General features: G+C 64.2%; 21 protein-coding genes. 9 read left to right on the forward strand and 12 right to left on the reverse strand.

Features of this window, described 5'->3' with window-relative positions:
- Positions 1-80: 80 nt before the first annotated feature.
- The gene (locus IE053_RS06840; protein WP_189573731.1) at positions 81-1,058 is read right to left on the reverse strand and encodes a threonine ammonia-lyase; all 978 of its coding nucleotides are present in this window, start codon (positions 1,056-1,058) and stop codon (positions 81-83) included.
- Positions 1,059-1,084: 26 nt separating this feature from the next.
- Between IE053_RS06840 and zapE the strand changes: the two genes are divergently transcribed.
- Together zapE and IE053_RS06850 are read left to right on the forward strand one after the other, a co-directional pair.
- Positions 1,085-2,230 carry a cell division protein ZapE gene (gene zapE, locus IE053_RS06845; RefSeq protein ID WP_189573734.1) on the forward strand — a complete coding sequence of 382 codons (1,146 nt, stop codon included), beginning with the start codon at positions 1,085-1,087 and terminating at the stop codon, positions 2,228-2,230.
- Between the two features lie 347 nt (positions 2,231-2,577).
- On the forward strand, positions 2,578-4,074 hold the full coding sequence (locus IE053_RS06850; protein WP_189573737.1) for an alanine/glycine:cation symporter family protein: 1,497 nt from the start codon (positions 2,578-2,580) through the stop codon (positions 4,072-4,074).
- A 24-nt stretch (positions 4,075-4,098) separates the two neighbouring features.
- On the opposite strand, the gene IE053_RS06855 is transcribed toward IE053_RS06850, so the two are convergent.
- The 4 genes from IE053_RS06855 to IE053_RS06870 form a co-directional block, all read right to left on the reverse strand.
- The gene (locus IE053_RS06855; protein ID WP_229786089.1) at positions 4,099-4,488 is read right to left on the reverse strand and encodes a DUF4112 domain-containing protein; all 390 of its coding nucleotides are present in this window, start codon (positions 4,486-4,488) and stop codon (positions 4,099-4,101) included.
- 88 nt (positions 4,489-4,576) lie between these two features.
- Positions 4,577-4,744, reverse strand: a complete 168-nt coding sequence (locus IE053_RS06860; RefSeq protein WP_189573740.1) for a YqaE/Pmp3 family membrane protein — start codon at positions 4,742-4,744, stop codon at positions 4,577-4,579.
- Positions 4,745-4,860: 116 nt separating this feature from the next.
- Positions 4,861-5,925 (reverse strand): transporter family protein, encoded by a 1,065-nt coding sequence (locus tag IE053_RS06865; protein WP_189573743.1) that lies wholly within the window; start codon positions 5,923-5,925, stop codon positions 4,861-4,863.
- Positions 5,926-5,963: 38 nt separating this feature from the next.
- Positions 5,964-6,314 (reverse strand): DUF2946 family protein, encoded by a 351-nt coding sequence (locus IE053_RS06870; protein ID WP_189573747.1) that lies wholly within the window; start codon positions 6,312-6,314, stop codon positions 5,964-5,966.
- A gap of 109 nt (positions 6,315-6,423) precedes the next feature.
- Between IE053_RS06870 and mdh the strand changes: the two genes are divergently transcribed.
- Together mdh and IE053_RS06880 are read left to right on the forward strand one after the other, a co-directional pair.
- Complete coding sequence (gene mdh, locus IE053_RS06875) at positions 6,424-7,386, forward strand: malate dehydrogenase (RefSeq protein ID WP_189573750.1); 963 nt, start codon at positions 6,424-6,426, stop codon at positions 7,384-7,386.
- The gene (locus IE053_RS06880) at positions 7,386-7,925 is read left to right on the forward strand and encodes a GNAT family N-acetyltransferase (RefSeq protein ID WP_189573753.1); all 540 of its coding nucleotides are present in this window, start codon (positions 7,386-7,388) and stop codon (positions 7,923-7,925) included. Before mdh ends, IE053_RS06880 begins: the two co-directional genes overlap by 1 nt.
- Here IE053_RS06880 and IE053_RS06885 read toward each other — a convergent pair.
- Positions 7,922-8,719, reverse strand: a complete 798-nt coding sequence (locus IE053_RS06885) for an alpha/beta fold hydrolase (protein ID WP_229786090.1) — start codon at positions 8,717-8,719, stop codon at positions 7,922-7,924. The genes IE053_RS06880 and IE053_RS06885 overlap by 4 nt on opposite strands.
- Before the next feature lie 61 nt (positions 8,720-8,780).
- Here IE053_RS06885 and IE053_RS06890 point away from each other — a divergent pair, with 61 nt between their 5' ends.
- From IE053_RS06890 to IE053_RS06910, 5 genes are read left to right on the forward strand one after another with little or no spacing between them, the layout of a single operon-like run.
- Positions 8,781-9,056 (forward strand): hypothetical protein, encoded by a 276-nt coding sequence (locus tag IE053_RS06890; protein WP_189573756.1) that lies wholly within the window; start codon positions 8,781-8,783, stop codon positions 9,054-9,056.
- Between the two features lie 8 nt (positions 9,057-9,064).
- Positions 9,065-9,499 carry a transporter gene (locus tag IE053_RS06895; RefSeq protein ID WP_189573759.1) on the forward strand — a complete coding sequence of 145 codons (435 nt, stop codon included), beginning with the start codon at positions 9,065-9,067 and terminating at the stop codon, positions 9,497-9,499.
- A gap of 49 nt (positions 9,500-9,548) precedes the next feature.
- Positions 9,549-10,394, forward strand: a complete 846-nt coding sequence (locus IE053_RS06900) for an alpha/beta hydrolase (RefSeq protein WP_189573762.1) — start codon at positions 9,549-9,551, stop codon at positions 10,392-10,394.
- 40 nt (positions 10,395-10,434) lie between these two features.
- Positions 10,435-11,838 (forward strand): M28 family peptidase, encoded by a 1,404-nt coding sequence (locus IE053_RS06905; RefSeq protein ID WP_189573765.1) that lies wholly within the window; start codon positions 10,435-10,437, stop codon positions 11,836-11,838.
- 33 nt (positions 11,839-11,871) lie between these two features.
- The gene (locus IE053_RS06910; protein WP_189573767.1) at positions 11,872-13,002 is read left to right on the forward strand and encodes an alkaline phosphatase D family protein; all 1,131 of its coding nucleotides are present in this window, start codon (positions 11,872-11,874) and stop codon (positions 13,000-13,002) included.
- Between the two features lie 5 nt (positions 13,003-13,007).
- On the opposite strand, the gene IE053_RS06915 is transcribed toward IE053_RS06910, so the two are convergent.
- The 6 genes from IE053_RS06915 to leuS all read right to left on the reverse strand — a co-directional run bounded on the left by IE053_RS06915 (position 13,008) and on the right by leuS (position 18,901).
- Complete coding sequence (locus tag IE053_RS06915) at positions 13,008-13,412, reverse strand: VOC family protein (RefSeq protein WP_189573770.1); 405 nt, start codon at positions 13,410-13,412, stop codon at positions 13,008-13,010.
- A 90-nt stretch (positions 13,413-13,502) separates the two neighbouring features.
- Positions 13,503-13,916 carry a 50S ribosomal protein L19 gene (gene rplS, locus IE053_RS06920; RefSeq protein WP_189573773.1) on the reverse strand — a complete coding sequence of 138 codons (414 nt, stop codon included), beginning with the start codon at positions 13,914-13,916 and terminating at the stop codon, positions 13,503-13,505.
- Entirely contained in the window at positions 13,913-14,641 is a 729-nt protein-coding gene (trmD, locus tag IE053_RS06925; RefSeq protein WP_189573776.1) for a tRNA (guanosine(37)-N1)-methyltransferase TrmD, read from the reverse strand. The genes rplS and trmD overlap by 4 nt, the downstream gene beginning before the upstream one ends.
- Positions 14,638-15,693, reverse strand: coding sequence for a DNA polymerase III subunit delta (holA, locus tag IE053_RS06930; RefSeq protein WP_189573779.1), 1,056 nt, complete (start codon positions 15,691-15,693; stop codon positions 14,638-14,640). Before holA ends, trmD begins: the two co-directional genes overlap by 4 nt.
- The gene (gene lptE / locus IE053_RS06935) at positions 15,690-16,286 is read right to left on the reverse strand and encodes an LPS assembly lipoprotein LptE (RefSeq protein WP_189573782.1); all 597 of its coding nucleotides are present in this window, start codon (positions 16,284-16,286) and stop codon (positions 15,690-15,692) included. The genes holA and lptE overlap by 4 nt, the downstream gene beginning before the upstream one ends.
- Positions 16,286-18,901 carry a leucine--tRNA ligase gene (leuS, locus tag IE053_RS06940; RefSeq protein ID WP_189573785.1) on the reverse strand — a complete coding sequence of 872 codons (2,616 nt, stop codon included), beginning with the start codon at positions 18,899-18,901 and terminating at the stop codon, positions 16,286-16,288. The genes lptE and leuS overlap by 1 nt, the downstream gene beginning before the upstream one ends.
- Between the last annotated feature and the right edge of the window lie 45 nt (positions 18,902-18,946).

Consider the following 18,946-nt stretch of genomic DNA (forward strand, 5'->3'; position numbering starts at 1 on the left):
GCCCTTCTCGCAGCAGCCGCCGCGACGTTGCAGATGGAAGGTCTAACGGCACTTTTCAGGTTCCATCGCCATGACCGGAATCAATTTTCTTTGAGCGCCCGCGCCAGCGTCGAAGGATCTGCATTCCCCCCGGACAGGATGATCGCGGTCGACCGGCTTGCCGTATCGACCTTGCCGTTCAAAACCGCAGCCAACGCGACGGCCCCTCCAGGCTCGACGACGACCTTGAGCTCGTGAAGAGCAAAAGCCATGGCCGACAGGGCTTCGTCGTCCGAAACGGTCACTCCGCGCGCATCGAGGCCGCGGAGGATGTCGAACGGAATGGCCCCCGGCATCTCAACAAGGAGCGCGTCGCAGATCGAGCCACCGCGCTGGGTGTTCGCCTGCCGTTCGCCCGTAGCGAGGGACCGGCCGAGGTCGTCGAAACCCTCGGGCTCCACCACGATGATCTCGGCATCAGGATAGCTGGCGCGGACGGCGATACCGATCCCTGCCGCAAGCCCTCCGCCCGAGGCGCAGATCACCACCTGGTCGATCGGGCCTTCCATGTCCTCGGCCAATTCCAGGCCCGCCGTCCCCTGCCCTGCGACGGTGAGCGGGTGGTCGAAAGGTGGGACGAGCTTCGCCCCTCGTTCCTCCGCCAGCCTGGCTCCGATCTCCTCCCGGCTCTCGTTCTCACGGTCATAGAGGATGACTTCCGCTCCATCCCTTGCTGTCCGTGTGCGCTTCGCTTCGGGTGCGTCGGCGGGCATGACGATCGCGGCAGGCACGCCCGCCATCTTCGCCGCGCGCGCCACGCCCTGTGCGTGATTGCCAGAGGAATAGGCCACGACGCCCCGCGCTTTCTCGTCCTCGGTCAGCGAAAGGATGTGGTTGAGACCACCTCGCAGCTTGAAGCTTCCCGTGCCCTGCAGGCACTCGGCCTTGGCGAGGACCCTGCCCTTCGCGACCTCGTCGAGCGCATCGCAGCGAAGGAGCGGTGTCCTCAGGATGTAGGGCGCAATGCGCCGATGTGCAGCTTCGAGGTCAGCAAGGGTCACTGGAGCGTTGTCAGCCATGGTTTCGCCCCCTATCCGATGCCGCAATGGCGCGCACCCTTTCCCAATATGAAGAGCTGCTTTCCGAAGGCCTGCGACCCGACCCGGCCCAGCGTGCGGCAGCCGAAGCGCTCGACGCGCTCGAAACCCGCCTCCGGGACGGCAAGCGGCGCAGCCTGCCATGGCAGCCGCCACGCGAGGCGTCGGGTCTTTATCTCTATGGCGGCGTCGGCGCGGGCAAGACCCTGCTGATGGACCTCTTCGCGCGATCAGCGCCGGACCTGCCGACGCGCCGGGTCCACTATCACGTCTTCATGGAGGAGATGCACGGCTTCATCGCCAACTGGCGTGACATGGGGGAGGCGGAGCGGCGCAAGCACCCGAACCGAGGCCGCCGGGCAAGTCTCGATGATCCCATTCCCCACGCCGCCAAGGCAGCCTTTCAGGAGGCCGAGCTTCTCTGTCTCGACGAGATGCAGGTGACGGACATTGCCGATGCGATGCTGCTCGGGCGGCTCTTTGAAAACTATTTTGCCCGCGGCGGCACGCTGGTGGTGACGTCCAACCGTCACCCTACGGATCTTTACAAGGACGGCATCAACCGCGAGCTGTTCCTGCCGTTCATCGACCTCATCCAGGAAGTCATGACAGTGCACGAAGTGAAGGCCGCCGAGGATTACCGGCTGGCGGGCTTCCAGAAGCATGGCCTCTACTTCACCCCGCTCGACGAAGACGCCGATCGCGCGATGGATGCGGCTTTCGAGGCGCAGGCGATGGGCGAAGACGCCCATCCGGAAACGCTTTTCGTCTCGGGACGGAAGGTCGTCCTCTCTCAGGCTACCGGCGATGTCGCGAGGGCGAGCTTCGCCGATCTCTGCGAGAATCCCCTTGGCGCCAGCGACTACCTCGCCATCACCCGGCGTTTCGCAACCGTCTTTCTCGACCGCATCCCATTGCTGTCGCCGGAGAACGCTGACGCGGCCAGTCGCTTCCGCACACTGATCGACGCACTTTATGACCACCGGTGCAAGCTCGTCTGCTCTGCGGCGGCGGAGCCGGACAAGCTTTACACCTCAGGCAAGCTCGCCTTCGAGTTCGAGCGCACCGCCAGCCGCCTGTTCGAGATGCGCACGGAGGCTTACCTCCGGGAGGAACACCGCTGCGAAGAGCGTCAGAACGGAAAGGCCAGGTAGGACGGCAGGTCCTTCCTCTTGACGGTTGCCATCGCCAGCATCACTACGGACACGGAATAACCTGCCGCGATCAGGCGAGGGAGCCAACCGCTGGTGCCCACTTTCGCCACCCGCCAGCCGGACCAGTCTCCCCCCCTGGCGGGGTCCATCCTACTCGAGGCACAGGCAACGCGGGGGGCACGCTCCTTCTGCTTGCCGCAGCTTGGGCAGCGGGCGCTGCGCCGGGAAGTTTGCTGAACGGCGCCGATCGCCGCAGCGCGGCAAAGCTGCGTTCTTCTGGACAACCGGCGGGGTCCCCCTTAGCGTCCGGCGCTTTGAACAACAGGCTTTGAGGAGCGCCCCCGCTCATGGGATTTGAAGGACTAATCCAGGGACTGAACCAGATCGTCTGGGGCGTGCCGATGCTCGCTCTCCTTCTGGGAACCGGCCTTTACCTGACCATCGGCCTGCGCTTCATGTCGGTGCGCAAGATCCCTTTCGCCTTGAGCGAGTTGTTCCGGAAACGCTCGGGAAAGGGCGAAGGCGAGGTCTCGCCCTTCGGCGCCCTCATGACGGCCCTCTCCTCGACCATCGGCACCGGGAACATTGCGGGCGTTGCCGCGGCCATCGCCATTGGTGGGCCAGGCGCGGTGTTCTGGATGTGGATGACGGCGATCGTCGGCACGGCGACCAAGTATTCCGAGGGCGTCCTCGCCCTTCGCTTCCGTGAAACCGACGCCAACGGCAACCATGTCGGCGGCCCGATGTATTACATCAAGAACGGCATGGGTAAGAGCTGGCTCTGGCTCGCGGGGCTCTTCGCGACATTCGGCATGCTGGGCGCCTGGGGAACCGGCGCGCTGGTCCAGTCGAACTCCATCGCGGACGGCCTCCATTCCGCCTATGACATCAACCCGATCCTGACCGGTGCCATCGTCTCCCTCGGCGCAGCCGCGGTCATTCTTGGCGGGGTGAAGCGGATCGCTGGCGTTGCCTCCAAACTCGTTCCGTTCATGGCAGCCGCCTACCTTGTCGCGGGGCTCATCGTGATCGGAGCCAATATCGACGAAGTCCCGCGCGCCTTCGGCCGGATCTTTGCGGGTGCGTTCGGCCTCGACTCCGCAGGTGTCGGCATCTCGATCGGCCTTCTCATGCTGGCGATGCAGAAAGGTGTCGCGCGCGGCATCTTCTCCAACGAAGCAGGCCAGGGCTCCGCTCCCATCGCCCACGCGGCGGCCAAGAACCGGGACCCGGTGAACCAGGGCATCGTCGCCATGCTGGGCACCGTCATCGACACACTGATCGTCTGCACGATCACCGCCATTGTGATCCTCACTTCGGGCGTCATCGGCGACAACTGCATCCCGACCGCAGCCACGCTCGAGATCTTCCAGAACGGCCTGCAGCCCGAAGGCTGCGACACCGGCGTGCCGCTCACCGCTTCGGCGTTCGATGCCACGCTGACGGGCTTTGGCGAGCACCTCGTTTCGATCAGCCTCGTGGTCTTCGCCTTCACGACCATCCTCGGCTGGAGCTATTACGGCGAGCGCTGCTGCGCCTTCCTGTTCTCGGAAAAGGCCATCGTTCCGTTCCGGATTTCCTGGGTGGTCGTGGTCTTCCTCGGTTCTGCGCTCATCAGCTTCCAGGACAGGATCGCCGGAATCGTGAACCTCGTCTGGGTGTCGGCTGATACGCTGACCGGGCTGATGGCGGCGCCGAACCTCGTCGCCCTGATCTTCCTGAGCCCGATCGTGTTCAAGATGACGAAGGACTATTTCGAGGCGCGCAAGAACGGCTCCGTCGAAAACGCCATTGCCTCGGCGAAAGAGGCTTCCGAAGAAGCCTCTCTGCTGGGTCAGAAGTGATAGGAAGAAGCAATGGCGATCGGCTCAGCGCAGCTTGGCCGTCATCGGACTGCCTGCCGAACGTTCGGCATGACGCCGCATCATCTCCTTGCGGACGAGCGCCACATTGCGCTTGTTCGCCTTGAAGAAGACATCGAACAAATCGCCGATCACCGGGATCGAGCCGATGGTCGCGTCGATGCCTGAATTCAGCACCATCTTGAGAAGCGTGCCCCGGCTCGCACCGGCGCGCGCGGCTTCGGCGATCAGGTAACCCGAGATCCCGAGCGCCGCCGCATCACCGACCACAGGCACAAGCCCGAGCAGGGAATCGAGTCCGAAACGGATGCCGAGAAAGCTGAACTGGCTGTCCAGCAACTTGGCGATCCGGTCGAGACGGACGATCTCCGTCGGCAACGGTTTGTGCTCGGTCACGGGCTTCCTCTTCACTGGCAGGCGCAGCGGCATGTCGCCCGCCCGCGGTAACGCAAAGGCTCTGTCACGCCAGTGCATGGGCAGGACCTTAGCGGGTCAGGATGACGTAGAGGGCGTGGATGATCGCGACGGGATACCCGAAGACGGTGATCGCGAGGATCAGGTTGATCCAGAAATGCATCCCAAGACCCACCTGCAGGAACACGCCAAGCGGCGGCAGGATGATCGCTGCGATAACGCGAAGAATGTCGGCCATGATTTGCCTCCGTGAAAGCTTCACGCGAGAAACGGGCCCCGGCGCTGTGCCGTTCCGAAGGGAACTTCGCAATCGCGTGGGCACACCCGCCACAGGGGCGGGAGCGCCCACGCGATTTAGAAGGCGTATTGCCAGCCAATCGTGGCCGTCAGGTCAGTTTCGAGCTGTGGGCCGTTGAGGTCGCGATAGATAGGGAAGCCGACCTCAGCCGCGACCCGGTGCCCGCGCAGGGCTCCTTGCTGACCGGCAAGGTTGAGGCCGAGGAAAACCTCCACCGTCTCACCGCCGAAATTGGCTGGGTCCGCGGTCTGGACCGGCGCAACGATGAGCGGGTCCTGGCCGTCGATCCGGCCTTGGGTCACGCCCTTGAGGCGGATAAAGCCCGCCGCCGCGTGACTGTGCGCGTAGCCAAACCAAGCCGTCGCCTCGGCCCGGTCGCCAAGAGTGTAGCCCTCGCCATTGTCACCGCTGCGCACGACGCCCGAGACCTGTCCGCCCCAAGCCAGCTTCCCTTCCCGATCGCGGTAGGTGAAGCCCGGTTTGAAGTCATAGGTGCCGGAGCCGAGCTGCATCGGATAAGGCAGCCGCGGCTCAGGCCGCATGCCCATCGGGGTCAGGATCTGATCGGTTTCTTCGATGGAGCCGGTGGGCAGGCTGATGCCAAGGTTGAGGTTGAACTGCCGACCTTCCTTCTTCCCATCATCGAGGCCGATGATCGCTGCAACAGTCGTGTCACCAAAGCCAGCCGTCTCGGTTTCGAAATTGCCGAGCTCGGTGGTGCCCATGCCGCCCTGGAAGGTGACGTGGTCCATGGTGTTCGTTAGATAGCTGCCCATCGCCATCAGGGTCACCTTGTCCGTCACGCCCCACATCGCGCCGACCATGTGCATGTCCATGGTCATCTCAAGGGGCACGACGCGCAGGGTCGGCGGCTGCATCGGCCGGCCGAAGAAGCGGTTCGGGACGGTGGTCGCGATCTCTTCGGGGGAAAGCGTGTCAGTGCCGTCGCGGTTGCCCTCCATATCCATCCGCATGAAGCGGTAGGAGACCATGAACTCACCAGCTTTGTGACGGTGGTCGGCCATGACGCCGATCGGCGCGTGGTCCGCAGCGTGGGGGCCGTCATGCGCAAGCGCGGGCGAAGTGGCGAGCGCGAGCACTGCCAGGGAAATGCGTTTCATTTGGTAATTCCTTCGTTGACTGATCAAAATTGGGTGGATCAGGCGAAGGAAGGCGGTCCCCTCATGGGCGGTGCATGCCATGCCCAGCGGACGAAGCCTGCGCGATCTGCAGGCCGCTCGAACCGCTCGCGCACCATGCGGGGCGGGCTCGCCAAGGCCCCAGCGACCGAGACCAGAACAGCTTCGGCGACGGCGCAGTCGCCGCAGCAAAGCTCGACGGCACTGTCCTGAGGGTCACCGAGGTCGAGCGGCATCTCATAGGTGCCATGCTCGCTGCAGACGACAATGACCGGTCCGCTCGATCCATGTTCAAGATCCACCGTCCCGCCCGTGAGGGCGAGGATCAGCGCAGCAAAGAGCGCGAGGAAGCGTCCGGTCGATAGGCTCACGCGCGCTCTGCTAGCGGTTCCTCAACCCAACCGCCAGTCCACGTTGCGGTGCAGCGCCGCGGGGGTTAGAGCGCGGCCAACCTATTCTTTTCGTACCAAGGAGACAGACATGGCGCGCAACAAGATCGCCCTTATCGGTTCGGGCATGATCGGCGGCACCCTCGCTCACATCGCAGCTCAGAAAGAGCTTGGGGACGTCGTCCTCTTCGACATCGCCGAAGGCATCCCAGAGGGCAAAGCCCTCGACATCGCCCAATCGGCCCCCGTCGACGGCTATGACTGCCGCCTGAAGGGCACCCAGGACTACAAGGACATCGAAGGGGCCGACGTCTGCATCGTCACCGCAGGCGTGCCGCGCAAGCCCGGCATGAGCCGCGATGACCTCGTCGAGATCAATCTCAAGGTGATGAAATCGGTTGGCGAAGGCATCGCCAAATATGCGCCGAACGCCTTCGTCATCTGCATCACCAATCCGCTCGATGCGATGGTCTGGGCCCTGCAGAAATTCTCGGGCCTTCCGACCAACAAGGTCGTCGGCATGGCCGGCATCCTGGACAGCTCGCGCTTCCGCATGTTCCTTGCCGAGGAATTCAACGTCAGTGTCGAGAGCGTCACGGCTTTCGTCCTCGGCGGCCACGGCGATACCATGGTTCCGTCGCTGCGCTACTCGACCGTCGCGGGGGTCTCGCTGCCGGACATGGTCAAGCTCGGCTGGACCACGCAGGAAAAACTCGATGCCATCGTCGACCGCACCCGCAAGGGCGGCGGCGAGATCGTCAGCCTGCTGAAGACTGGCTCGGCCTACTACGCCCCGGCAGCTTCCGCGATCCAGATGGCGGAAAGCTACCTCAAGGACAAAAAGCTCGTCGTTCCCTGTGCGGCCTACCTCAATGGCGAGTTCGGCGTGAAGGACCGCTATGTCGGCGTGCCGATCGTCATCGGTGAGGAAGGTGCCGAGCGTATCCTCGAGATCGAGTTCACCGAGGAAGAAAAGCAGATGTTCGAGCACTCGGTCGCCGCGGTCGAAGACCTCGTCGAGGCCTGCAAGAAGATCGACCCGAGCCTCAGCTGATGGAACAGGTGGCGCCGGGAGCTGAAGTCCTCCGTACCGAAAGGCTCATCCTCCGGCGCTTCCGCTTGTCGGACACGCAAGCCTATTTCGAGATGATGAACCAGCCTGCGGTGGAGGCGACCCTGATTCCGGGGCCCGCCTCCCTCGCCCAGGCTGGCCGCGACATCGCCATGGTGGAAGGTCACTGGCCCCTCCGGGGCTTCAGCTTCATGGCGGTGGAAGAGAAGACGACCGGCCTCCTCGTGGGCCGTGTCGGCCCCTGGTATCCGGTGGGCTGGCCCGCGCTCGAGGTCGGCTGGACCATCCATCCCCGCCGCTGGCGACGGGGTTACGCCGCCGAAGCGGCCAGCGCCGCCTGCCGCTGGATCTTCGAGCAGAAGCCGGACCTCGACCGGGTGATCCACGTCATCGACCCGACGAACAAAGGCAGCCAGGCCGTTGCAGAGAAGATCGGCGGCACGAACACCGGCGAGCCCTTCGTCCATCCGGTCGCGGGCAAGCTCGACATCTGGGCGACGCCGCGCTCGGCGATCCTCTAAACGCCCCAGAACCGGGCCAGCCTCTCAGCCACGAAGTCCGGGTCTTGCGCGACGACCCAGTGCCCGGCCGCGGGAGCGACGTGGAAGGGCACGCTGCGTTCCTTCGCAAAGGCCTGGCCATAGACAGGCGGCACGTAAGGATCCTTCCCGCCCCAGATCACCATGCCCTTGGATGGCATACGGTGCACATCGGGCAACCAGTCGGGAAAACGCGCCAGTCCGCCTGCGGAGCGATAGAGCTTCAGGATCGCCGAGCGCATCGTGCGGTCGGCAGCCGCGCTCTCGATGGCCGCGAGATCGGGCGGCATCCCCTGCCGCATCAAGATCCGCTTCGCCACCGCTTTTGGCATCGCCATCATCAGCTCACCGATGACCGGCGTGTTCCAGAGACTGGCAAATGTATGTCCGGGATAGTCCTTCTGCACCACGGCACCGGAGAGGACCCAGCTCCTGAACAGCTTGGGCCGCAGGCTAACGGCCCGCGTCGTGAGCAGGGCGCCCCAGTCATGACCGACGATATCGACGGGCACGCCGTTGCAGGCAATGCGCTCGACCTGTGCCAGCAGCCAGTCGGCATAGGCGTCCTTGGTACACGAAAAACCCGCGGGAAGTGGCGAGCCAAATCCCGGCAGGGACAACGCCACCACAGGCCCCTCGCGCTTGGGCAAGCGATCCTTCAGTGGACGCCACAGCGCCGCGGTATCCGGCACGCCGTGAACCAGGATCAGGGCACTCGATCGCATCACGCTCTCCCGCCAGTGAGTCGGCACGGCGATCCTATGCGAAATCGTCATGGATGCGATGGGAACGAACGATGCTCAATGGCTTTGTTGCAGCATCATCCAGGAGGTGCCCATGAGAGCCCTGATCGCCATTCTCCTTGCCACGGCTCCTGCCCTCGGGGCGGCGCAGTCTCCGATCATCGCAGAACGCCCGGGCTTCAGCACCAGCCCGCAGGCGCTCGGCCGCGGCTTCGCCCAGCTCGAAACGGGCGTTGAGTGGAACCTCCTCGCCGACCGCGGCAACGCCCCGCAATTCCTCGCCCGCTACGGCTTGGGCGGGGACACCGAATTACAGTTTGGCTGGTCAGGTTTCACTTCGGCGAGGGCGAGACATCGGCCAGCGGGGTGACCCTTTCAGTGAAGCATGCCCTCACGCCCGGAGAGGGTGCGAAGCCTGCTTTCGGCATCATTGGCACGGCGGTCATTCCCTCCGGCGATGACGCAGGCTCGCAGATCGACGGATCGATCGGCGCCTTGTGGTCGAACAGCCTCGGCAAGGGTTTCGGCCTCTTTGGCACGGCCACGTTCGGCACGACATCTTTCGGTGAAGACCGCAGGAACCAGTTCTCCAACGCCGTGGGCCTCTCCTACAGCCCAGGCGGAGCCCACGGATTCTTCATCGAGCATTTTGTTCAGGCGACCGAGGGTATCGACGCCGACGTCGGGTATATCGATGGCGGATACACCTACCTGCTGCGCCAGAACGTGCAGCTTGACCTCAATGGCGGTATCAGCGTCGGTGATGCCGATGCAGGCTCCTTCATCGGCGGTGGCCTCGCGATCCGGTACTGAGGCAATCGAGGCCATGGACGGCGCGCCGCCCACGCGGCAGGGTCGCGAAATGCGTTTTCTTCTCAGCCTCAGTGCCGCCCTCGCCCTTTCCGCCTGCAGTGGCCCCGCCATCCTCAACGCCGTGGCTCCGAAGCTTTCCGGCCAATGGGAGCGGCAGACCGACATCGCCTATGGCGAGATCGAGCGCCAGAAGCTCGACGTCTACATGCCGACGAGCGAGGGTCCGCACCCGGTCCTCGTCTTCATCCACGGCGGCTCGTGGGAGAAGGGCAACAAGAACGATTACCCTTGGCTCGGTCGGCGCTTCGCGTCCGAGGGCTACGTCACGGCGGTCATCAATTACCGCCTATCGCCCGAATTCGACTATGACGACTTCATGGCCGATGTCGCGAAGGCCGTGGCCTATGTCCATGAAAACGCCAGCGAATGGGGCGGCGATCCTGATCGCCTGTTCCTCGCCGGTCACTCCGCAGGCGCCTACAACGCCGTGCAAGTCGCTGTGGCGCCGGAATTTCTCGAAGCCGAAGGCACTTCGCCCGACATCATTGATGGCGTGGCCGGCATTGCGGGACCATACAGCTTTCTGCCTCTCGACAGCCGCGTGACCAAGGCGGCCTTCGGCGGGGCGGACGACCTCAAAGCCACCCAGCCGGTCAACCGCCTGACCCCCGATGCGCCCCCCATGATCCTTCTCCACGGCAAGGATGACGACGTCGTCAGCCCGAAAAACTCCACCGAGCTCGCGCGCATGCTCGAAGGTCTCGGCGTCGAGGCGAGGAGCGTTCTTTATGACGACATCGACCATATCGAGATCATCGTCGCCGTGGCGCTCACGGACCGGGCGCCAGTCGTCGCGGACATGACAGGCTTCTTTGAAGGGCTCGACGCGCGCTGACACCTTGACCTTGCGCCGCGAGAGGCGAACTCTCCCGGCCATGAAGAGCATCATCCTCGCCGCAGCCGCCAGCCTCTCCGTCGCCTCTGCCCAGGGCATCCCTGACGAGGTGAAAGAAACCGCTGACTTCCTTCTGCGGCAGGGGCTGGAAGACCGAGTCGGCTATCAGACGACCGAGGACCTGACGACCGAAGTCGGCGCCCGCCTCGGCGGCTCCGAGGCCGAGGCACGCGCCCGCGACTGGGCGGTGGAGCATCTCGAAGAGCTCGGCTTCTCCAACGTCCGGATCGAAGAGTTCACCATGCCCTACTGGGCGCGCGATTATGAATATGCGGCCATTGCTGAGCCTTTCCCGCAGGAGCTTCACATCACGGCGCTCGGCAATTCCGTCGGCACGCCCGAGGGTGGCCTGACCGGCGAAATCGTCCGCTTCGAGACCCTCGACGACCTCATCGAGGCGCCGATGGATAACGCTCTGCGCGGCAAGATCGTTTTCGTCGACGAGGGCATGACCCGGACGCAGGACGGCTCGGGCTATGGCGTCGCGGTGCGCAAGCGCTCGGGCGCGGCCAATGAAGGGGCCAAGCGCGGCGCGATCGCGGCCCTCATCCGATCGGTGGGTACGGACGAACACCGTTTCCCGCACACAGGCGGCATGCGCTATGAAGACGGCGTCAGGAAGATCCCCACGGCAGCACTCAGCTTCCCTGACGCCGAGCAGCTCCAGCGCGCGCTGGAGCGCGGCCCCGTCTCGGTCACCCTCGACATGGCGGTGGAGACCAAGCAGGAAGTCACCTCGGGCAACGTCATCGCGGAGATTCCGGGGCAGACGGACGAGATCGTCGTGATCGGTGGCCACCTCGACAGCTGGGATCTCGGCACAGGCGCCGTGGATGACGGAGCAGGCATCGGCATCACGACGGGCGCCGCCAAGCTGATCCTCGATCACGTCAACGAGACGAACGAGAAACCCCTGCGCACCATCCGTCTCGTTTATTGGGGTGCCGAGGAAGTCGGCCTTCTCGGCGCCCGCGCCTATGCGGAACAGCACAGGGACGAGCTTTCCAAGCACGCCGTGGCCGCCGAAAGCGATTTCGGCGCCCGTGAGATCTGGAAAATGGACACGCGCTTCGGCGAGGACAAAATCGGGCTCGGTCGCGACATGATCCGTGTGCTGGCCCCCGCCGGTGTCGCCCTTGGCAACAACCAGGCAGGCGGCGGACCCGACGTTACGCCGCTCCGGGCGATGGGGGTGCCGGTCGTCACCCTCCGGCAGAATGGCTGGGACTATTTCGATCTTCACCACACCGCCGACGACACCTTCGACAAGATCGACCCTGACGAGCTTGCCCAGAATGTCGCCGTCTATGCCGCTTTTACGTGGATGGCCGCCAACACGCCGGGCGGGTTCCGCGCGGACGACGCTGCGACACCCTCGGAGTAGGAACTGTCACAATCGACCGCTAGGAGGCGCAGCATGAATTTCCTGCGCTTCACTTCTGCCGCCTTGGCCCTCGCCGCCTGTTCCACCGCGCCTGTCATCGAGGAAGCCGGCGTCCCGCCCCGGCCCTTGGAGCCGTGGTCGCAGGTCGAGCCGATGGCTTCCGCGCCCCTCGACAGGTCCGCACCGGTCACCCGTATCGCCTTCGGGAGCTGCATCAAGCAGAAGGACCCGCTCGACGTCCTCGACGTCATCGCCGCGCGCGATCCTGACCTCGCCGTGCTCTTGGGCGACAATGTCTATGGGGATGTCTGGGACCTCGCCGATGCCAACCTGACCGAGCTGGTCGTCGCCTACCAGGACCTTGCCGCACGCGAGGAGTTCACGCGTTTCCGCGAAGAGATCCCACTGCTCGTGACCTGGGACGACCATGACTACGGCCAGAACGATCAGGGCGGGAACTACCCCCGCAAGTTCGAGACCGAGAAGATCTTCGAGAACGCATGGGCGCTCCCTTCCGATGATGAACGCCGCGCCCGAGATGGGGTTTACACGTCGGAAGTCCTCGGCCCCGAGGGCCAGCGGCTTCAGATCATCCTGCTCGACACCCGCTTCTTCCGCTCGGACCTGACGAGGACCGACGAACGGAATGCTCCGGGTAAGGAGCGCTATGTGCCGAGCGCTGACCCCGAGCAGACGATGCTCGGGGCCGAACAGGAGCGATGGCTGGCCGAAGTCCTTGCCCAGCCCGCTGATCTCCGCATCCTCGTCAGTTCCATCCAGGTCATCGCCGAGGGCCATGGCTGGGAAGCATGGCGCACCCTGCCCCTTGCTCGTGAACGGCTTTATGACACGATCGATAAAAGCGGCGTGCGGAACATTGTGATGGTATCGGGCGACCGGCACCTTGGCGGCATCTATCTCGAGAAGGAAACGACAGGATTTCCGCTTTATGAGCTGACCGCTTCCTCGATCAATGCGCCGCAGAGCATCTGGCGCGAAAGGGACGGCAACACCTCGATCGAACCGGGGCCGAAACGGCTTGGCGATCCCGTCTACACGATCAATTACGGCGAAATCGAAATCGACTGGGAAGCCAGGACAGTGGACCTATCCGTGCGCAACGAGTGGGGCGCCGCCGTCCGGGAGGCAACGTTAGGCTTCTGAGCTGCTCAGTCTTCCGGCAAGTCCGGCATCGGGCCTGCCGGCTCCCACATTTCTATCTTCACCCCGTCGGGATCAGTGACCCAGGTGAACTTGCCATAGCCCTCGTCAACGATGTCCTCGACCTCAAGGCCTTCGCCGCGCAGCTTCTCGACCATGCCCTCGATATCCTCGACGACAAAGTTGAGCATGAAGGGCTGGCCGGCATCGCCGAGATACTTGGTATCCCGATCAAAGAACGAGACAAGCGACATTTCCTGGTGGTCAGGCTTGTCAGGTCTGCGCCAGCGCATCTCGACGCCGTTATAACCGTCTCCGGGGCGCAGCCCGAGATGCTTCTGATACCATTCGGTCCGGGCCTTGGGGTCAGAGGTCTTGTAGAAGACCCCGCCCAGCCCAACGATCCGCGCCATGGTCGCCTCCTCTTCTCGTGAAAGGCATCCCAAAGAAAAAGCCCGGTCGCATCAACGCCCGGGCTCATCCGAAAAGCAGTGCGGGAGGGCTTACTGGCCCTGCTCGGCCTTGCGCTTGGCCTTCTTGGCCTTGGCTTCGGCGAGACGCTTGGTGTCCACCTTTTCGGCGATACGGGCTGCCTTACCCTGACGACCGCGGAGGTAGTAGAGCTTGGCACGACGGACCTTGCCGCGACGGACGACTTCGATCGAATCGACGAGCGGCGAATAGATCGGGAAGACCCGCTCGACGCCTTCGCCGAAGCTGATCTTGCGAACCGTGAAGCTCTCATTGATGCCGCCGCCGGAGCGCGCGATGCAGACGCCTTCGAAGGCCTGCAGGCGCTCACGTTGGCCCTCGCGGACCTTCACCTGGACACGCACCGTGTCACCGGGCGCAAATGCGGGAACTTCGGGTTTCAGTTCTTGTGCCAGCTCGGCTTCGAGCTGCTGGATGATGTTCATCGTTCGTCCGTCTCTGTATCCGGCGGATTGGACCCCGCCCTCTTCCCATCACGGGTGAGCAAGTCGGGTCGTCGCGCGCGCGTCAGCTGGAGAGACTGCTCTCTCCGCCACTGGTCAATCTTCTTGTGGTCGCCTGAGAGGAGCACATCCGGAATGGACCGCCCTTCAAACTCCCGTGGCCTCGTGAACTGGGGGTATTCGAGCAGGCCCTGCTCAAAACTCTCGTCATCCCGCGAAGCGAGGGCGCCCAGTACACCGGGGACCAGCCGCACGCAAGCCTCGATCATCGCCATCGCGGCGACTTCTCCACCTGCCAGCACGAAGTCCCCGAGGGAGACCTCGATCAGCCCCCGCGCCTCAATCACCCGCTGGTCCACGCCCTCGAACCGGCCGCAGACGAAAAGTGCGCCGGGGCCCTTCGCCAGCTCATGGGCGAATGCTTGGTCGAAGCGCCTGCCGCGGGGGCTGAGGAGAAGTTTCGGACCCGGAACCGACGAAGCCTCATCGATCGTTCTGGCCAGCACGTCCGCTTTCATGACCATGCCGGGACCACCGCCTGCGGGGGTGTCGTCCACCGTCCGGTGCTTGTCCTCGGCATAGTCGCGCGGATTCCAGACCTGATAGGACCAGAGCCCGTCCTGCAGCCCGCGTCCCAGCACGCCCACCCCCAGGGGGCCCGGAAAGGCATCCGGGTAAAGCGAAACAAGACCGGCCTTCCACGTCATCGGCTGGCGCTCACCGCGAGGCGCATGAGGATGTTCTCCGCGATCGCCTGCGCAGGCGCCCCGGTCTTCTTGCACTGGGCCTCCGCCTCATAGATGGCCGCAGCGGCGCGTTCGAGCTTCCCGAGGGGCCATTTCCTGAGCTGTTCCTCGACGGCGGCCTGCTCCTTGAAGAAGACTGGCGGCTTGATCTTCTTGATTGCCGCGCCCGGCCCGTCGCCTGCCGCCAGCGCCTGTGCGGCAGGCATCAGCCGCAGGATGCGGTTCTGGGTGAGACGGAGCAGGGCAATCACGTTCGTCCCGGCCGCCTCAGCCTCCGCCAGCGCAAGGGACAGCCCCTTCGGTCGGCCCGACAGCGCGAGAGAGGCCACCGCGAAGCTGTCATCCTGCGGCGCATCGGCAAGACAGGCCTGAACGTCCTCGGCAGTGACCTTTACCTGTGCGCCGCCCCGGACCGAGGCCGGCCCCATGAAAAGGATCAGCTTCTCCACCTCCTGCCGCAGGATCCCGCGGTCTTCACCCAGCGCCATGGTGAGGAGATCGGCGGCCTCCTCCGTCAGTGTCAGACCTTCTTCGGCGCATTGATGGCGGATGGCCGCTTTCGTGTCGCGCACGCCTTCCGGGTAGCATGGGATGGCGACCGCCTGCCGGCTACCCTCGCAGGCTTTCCGGAGGGCAGCGGATTTCTTGAGGTCGCCCGCCTCGACAATGACAAGCCCCGCGCCGTTGAGCGAGCCCGCCTCGGCCGTCTTGAGGAGCGCGCTCACCGCTGACGCGACGCCAGCCGAGCTCGACCGCACGCGGATCACCCGCCTGCCACCGAGAAAGCTCTGCGCCGCAGCCTCATCGGTGAGCTTTGCAGCATCAGCCGCATCCTGGTCGGAGAGGTTCGCGACCCGCCACGGATCATCGAGATCCTCCGCCACCGTCTTGGCCAGTTCCGTCGCGCGCTCATGCACCAGGCCCTGCTCTGGACCATAGATTAGTGCACAGACGATGCCTGCGTCCGGTGCCGAGAGAAACGCGGCGATGTCGCGTCCCTTGAGCGCGGTCACGGCGCCTCCGCCCCTTCGCGCTCGGATTCGATCCGCGCTTCGTTCTCAAGCTGCCGGACAGCATCGAGGGTGTTCGACTCAGGGAAAAGCGTTTCGTTGCTCGTCGTCGGTGCAACGTCCTGCGCATAGAAGGCGGCATCAAGCTCGATCTTGCGGGCAAGGTCGAGAACCGCACGGCGGACAGCATCCTCGCGCGCCACGAGGGAGGCATACTGGCTCGGCGTCACGGCGAAGGAAGCGACGCTCTGGAGGTTCTGGACCCGGCGCTCGCCGGTTTCCTTGTCCGTATACGTCACCTTGCCAGTGAGGGTGTAGTTGAACCGGCGGGCGTTCGAGTCGATGTTGACAGAGACTGCACGGCGCTGCTCGCGCAGGTCGATCGCCATCTGGTAGCGCTCATCGCCATCCTGGGGCGGCAGGCGCTTGCTCAGGGTGGAACGCATCAGGTCGCGAGCATCCTGCGGCCCGCGGACATCGCCGATGGAGACATCACCCAGCGGCCCGCCCAGCTCTCCATCGAGACCGGACGCATAGAGCGGACGGAAGCCGCAGCCCGAAAGCGCCAGGGCAGCGAGGAGAGCCAGCCAGCGCATCAGCCGGCCACTACGTTGACGATACGGCCAGGAACGACGATCACCTTGCGGACGGTCTTGCCCTCGAGGAAACGTGCGACATCGTCCTGCGCAAGAGCAATCTTCTGGACCTCGTCCTGGGGCGCATCGGGCGCGACCTTGATCTCGCCCCGGCGCTTGCCATTGACCTGCACCGGCAGGGTGATGACATCGTCGGCGAGCAGGCTCTCGTCAGCCTTAGGCCAGGGGGCATCGGCACACAATCCTTCACCGCCCAAGAGCTCCCAGCACTCCTCGGCCAAGTGCGGCATGAACGGTGCGGTCAGCTGCGTCAGGGCACGGAGCGCCTCGACCATGACCGGAGCGGCCTCGCCTTCGGGACTGATGCCTTTCAGTGCACCGAGGAACTCATAGAGCCGCGCAATCGCCTTGTTGAAACGGAAATGTTCGATATCGCCTGTGACGCCGTCGATGGTCTTATGCGTCCTGCGGCGGATTTCCATCAGGTCGTCAGGCAGATCCGTGCCCGGCGCACCCGCACGCTTCAGCACGCCCTCGCCCCGCTCGACCGTTTCGTAGACCCTGTTGGCGAAGCGCCAAGCACCTTCGGCGCCCGCCTCGGTCCACTCGACATCGCGCTCGGGCGGGCTGTCCGACAGCATGAAGAACCGCACGGCATCCGCACCATAAGCATCGGCCATGGCCATCGGATTGACGACGTTCTTCTTGGACTTCGACATCTTCTCGATCGGGCCGATGGTGACCGGAGCGCCGCTGTCGCGGGCAAAGGCCTCACCGCCCCTGATTTCGACCTCTTCAGGGAAGAGCCAGTTGCCTGCTTCGTCCCTATACGTTGCATGGGTCACCATGCCCTGCGTGAAAAGGTTGGTGAACGGCTCGTCTACATCCGTGTACCCGCATTCCTTCATCATGCGGGTGAAATAGCGCGCATAGAGAAGGTGGAGGATCGCATGCTCTATGCCACCGATGTACTGCTGCACGGGCAGCCATCTGTCCGCCTCTTCCTTGTCGACCGGCTTGTCGTCAGGTTGCGACGCGAAGCGTGCGAAATACCACGAGCTGTCGACGAATGTGTCCATCGTGTCGGTATCGCGCCGGGCGTCCTTGCCGCATTTCGGGCAGGAGACTTCCCGCCACGCCTTGGCGCAGTCGCGGTCGAGCGGATTGCCAGGGGCCTTGAACTCCTCGGGGTCGATCTCCGGCAGGCTGACCGGCAACTGGTCGTCAGGAACCGGAACGGTGCCGCAGTCATCGCAGAGGATGATCGGCATGGGACAACCCCAGTAGCGCTGGCGGCTGAGCCCCCAGTCGCGAAGGCGATAGTTAGTCGTCCCTTCGCCCCACCCCATCTCTTCGATTTTGGCGATCGCGGCAGCAAGGGCTTCCTCTGTCGTCATCCCGTCGAGAAAGCCCGAATGGATCATCGTGCCGGGCCCTGTATAAGCCTCGGTCCGGCCATCATCGGTCGGGCAACTCGGGTCCGCGGTGGCCTTGAGGTCATTTTCATGGCCGGGCGTCGGCGCGATCACCGGCTTCACCGGCAGCCCGTATTTCCGTGCGAAATCGAGGTCGCGCTGGTCATGGGCGGGACAGGCGAAAATGGCGCCCGTGCCATACTGCATCAGGATGAAGTTGCAGGCATAGACCGGCAGCTCCTCACCCGTGAACGGATGGCGGCCCGTCACCGGGAGGGGAACGCCTTTTTTCTCGGCCTTCTCGATCTCGGCTTCGGAAGTTCCCTGCGCCGCGCACTCGGAGATGAAGGCGGCGACCGCAGGATCGCTTTCAGCATAATGCTTCGCCAACGGATGGTCCGGCGCGACACCGAGGAACGATGCGCCGTAAAGCGTGTCGGGGCGCGTCGTGTAGATCTCGAGCTTGTCCGTAGGCAAATCATTGCCTGAGAGCGGGAAAGCCATCTTCAGGCCCTCGGACTTCCCGATCCAGTTCCGCTGCATTTCCTTGACATGAGCAGGCCAGCCCTCAAGCCGGCCATCGTCGAGAGCGGCGAGGAGGTCATCCGCACGCTCCGTGATCTTGAAGAACCAGGTCGACATCGACTTCTTCTCGATCGGTGCGCCGGAGCGCCAGCCCTTGCCGTCAACCACCTGCTCATTCGCAAGGACCGTCATCTCGACCGGGTCCCAGTTCACGAGACTCTCGCGCCGCTCGACAAAGCCCTTCTTCAGGAACTCGAGGAACAGCTTTTGTTGGTGCACGTAGTATTCGGGATCGCAGGTGGCGAACTCGCGGCTCCAGTCGATGGCGAGGCCCATGCGTTTGAGCTGGCCGCGCATGACGTCGATATTGCCGTAGGTCCACTCTCGCGGGTGGCCGCCATTGTCCCGCGCCGCGTTCTCAGCCGGCAGGCCGAAGGCGTCCCAGCCCATCGGATGAAGGACGTCGAAGCCCTGGGCCCGCTTGAAACGTGCAATGACATCGCCCATCGCATAATTGCGGACATGGCCGATATGGATCTTCCCCGAAGGATAGGGGAACATCTCGAGGACATAGTATTTCGGGCGGTCGCCATCGCTTCTCGCTTCGAAGCACTTCTCTTCGTCCCAGCGCTGTTGCCATTTGGGTTCCGCGGAGGCGGGGTTGTACCGTGCCATATCGGTTGACGACCTTCACAAGAGACAAGGGCCGAGGCGTGGCCC

This window comes from Parvularcula lutaonensis (assembly GCF_014651915.1).
Lineage (GTDB): Bacteria > Pseudomonadota > Alphaproteobacteria > Caulobacterales > Parvularculaceae > Parvularcula > Parvularcula lutaonensis.

Coding starts and splice junctions, on each gene's coding strand:
- IE053_RS06840 (WP_189573731.1), bottom strand. CDS start 1,058: ATGGCTGACAACGCTCCAGTGACCCTTGCTGACCTCGAAGCTGCACAT.
- zapE (WP_189573734.1), top strand. CDS start 1,085: ATGGCGCGCACCCTTTCCCAATATGAAGAGCTGCTTTCCGAAGGCCTG.
- IE053_RS06850 (WP_189573737.1), top strand. CDS start 2,578: ATGGGATTTGAAGGACTAATCCAGGGACTGAACCAGATCGTCTGGGGC.
- IE053_RS06860 (WP_189573740.1), bottom strand. CDS start 4,744: ATGGCCGACATTCTTCGCGTTATCGCAGCGATCATCCTGCCGCCGCTT.
- IE053_RS06865 (WP_189573743.1), bottom strand. CDS start 5,925: ATGAAACGCATTTCCCTGGCAGTGCTCGCGCTCGCCACTTCGCCCGCG.
- mdh (WP_189573750.1), top strand. CDS start 6,424: ATGGCGCGCAACAAGATCGCCCTTATCGGTTCGGGCATGATCGGCGGC.
- IE053_RS06880 (WP_189573753.1), top strand. CDS start 7,386: ATGGAACAGGTGGCGCCGGGAGCTGAAGTCCTCCGTACCGAAAGGCTC.
- IE053_RS06885 (WP_229786090.1), bottom strand. CDS start 8,719: ATGACGATTTCGCATAGGATCGCCGTGCCGACTCACTGGCGGGAGAGC.
- IE053_RS06890 (WP_189573756.1), top strand. CDS start 8,781: ATGAGAGCCCTGATCGCCATTCTCCTTGCCACGGCTCCTGCCCTCGGG.
- IE053_RS06900 (WP_189573762.1), top strand. CDS start 9,549: ATGCGTTTTCTTCTCAGCCTCAGTGCCGCCCTCGCCCTTTCCGCCTGC.
- IE053_RS06905 (WP_189573765.1), top strand. CDS start 10,435: ATGAAGAGCATCATCCTCGCCGCAGCCGCCAGCCTCTCCGTCGCCTCT.
- IE053_RS06910 (WP_189573767.1), top strand. CDS start 11,872: ATGAATTTCCTGCGCTTCACTTCTGCCGCCTTGGCCCTCGCCGCCTGT.
- IE053_RS06915 (WP_189573770.1), bottom strand. CDS start 13,412: ATGGCGCGGATCGTTGGGCTGGGCGGGGTCTTCTACAAGACCTCTGAC.
- rplS (WP_189573773.1), bottom strand. CDS start 13,916: ATGAACATCATCCAGCAGCTCGAAGCCGAGCTGGCACAAGAACTGAAA.
- trmD (WP_189573776.1), bottom strand. CDS start 14,641: ATGACGTGGAAGGCCGGTCTTGTTTCGCTTTACCCGGATGCCTTTCCG.
- lptE (WP_189573782.1), bottom strand. CDS start 16,286: ATGCGCTGGCTGGCTCTCCTCGCTGCCCTGGCGCTTTCGGGCTGCGGC.
- leuS (WP_189573785.1), bottom strand. CDS start 18,901: ATGGCACGGTACAACCCCGCCTCCGCGGAACCCAAATGGCAACAGCGC.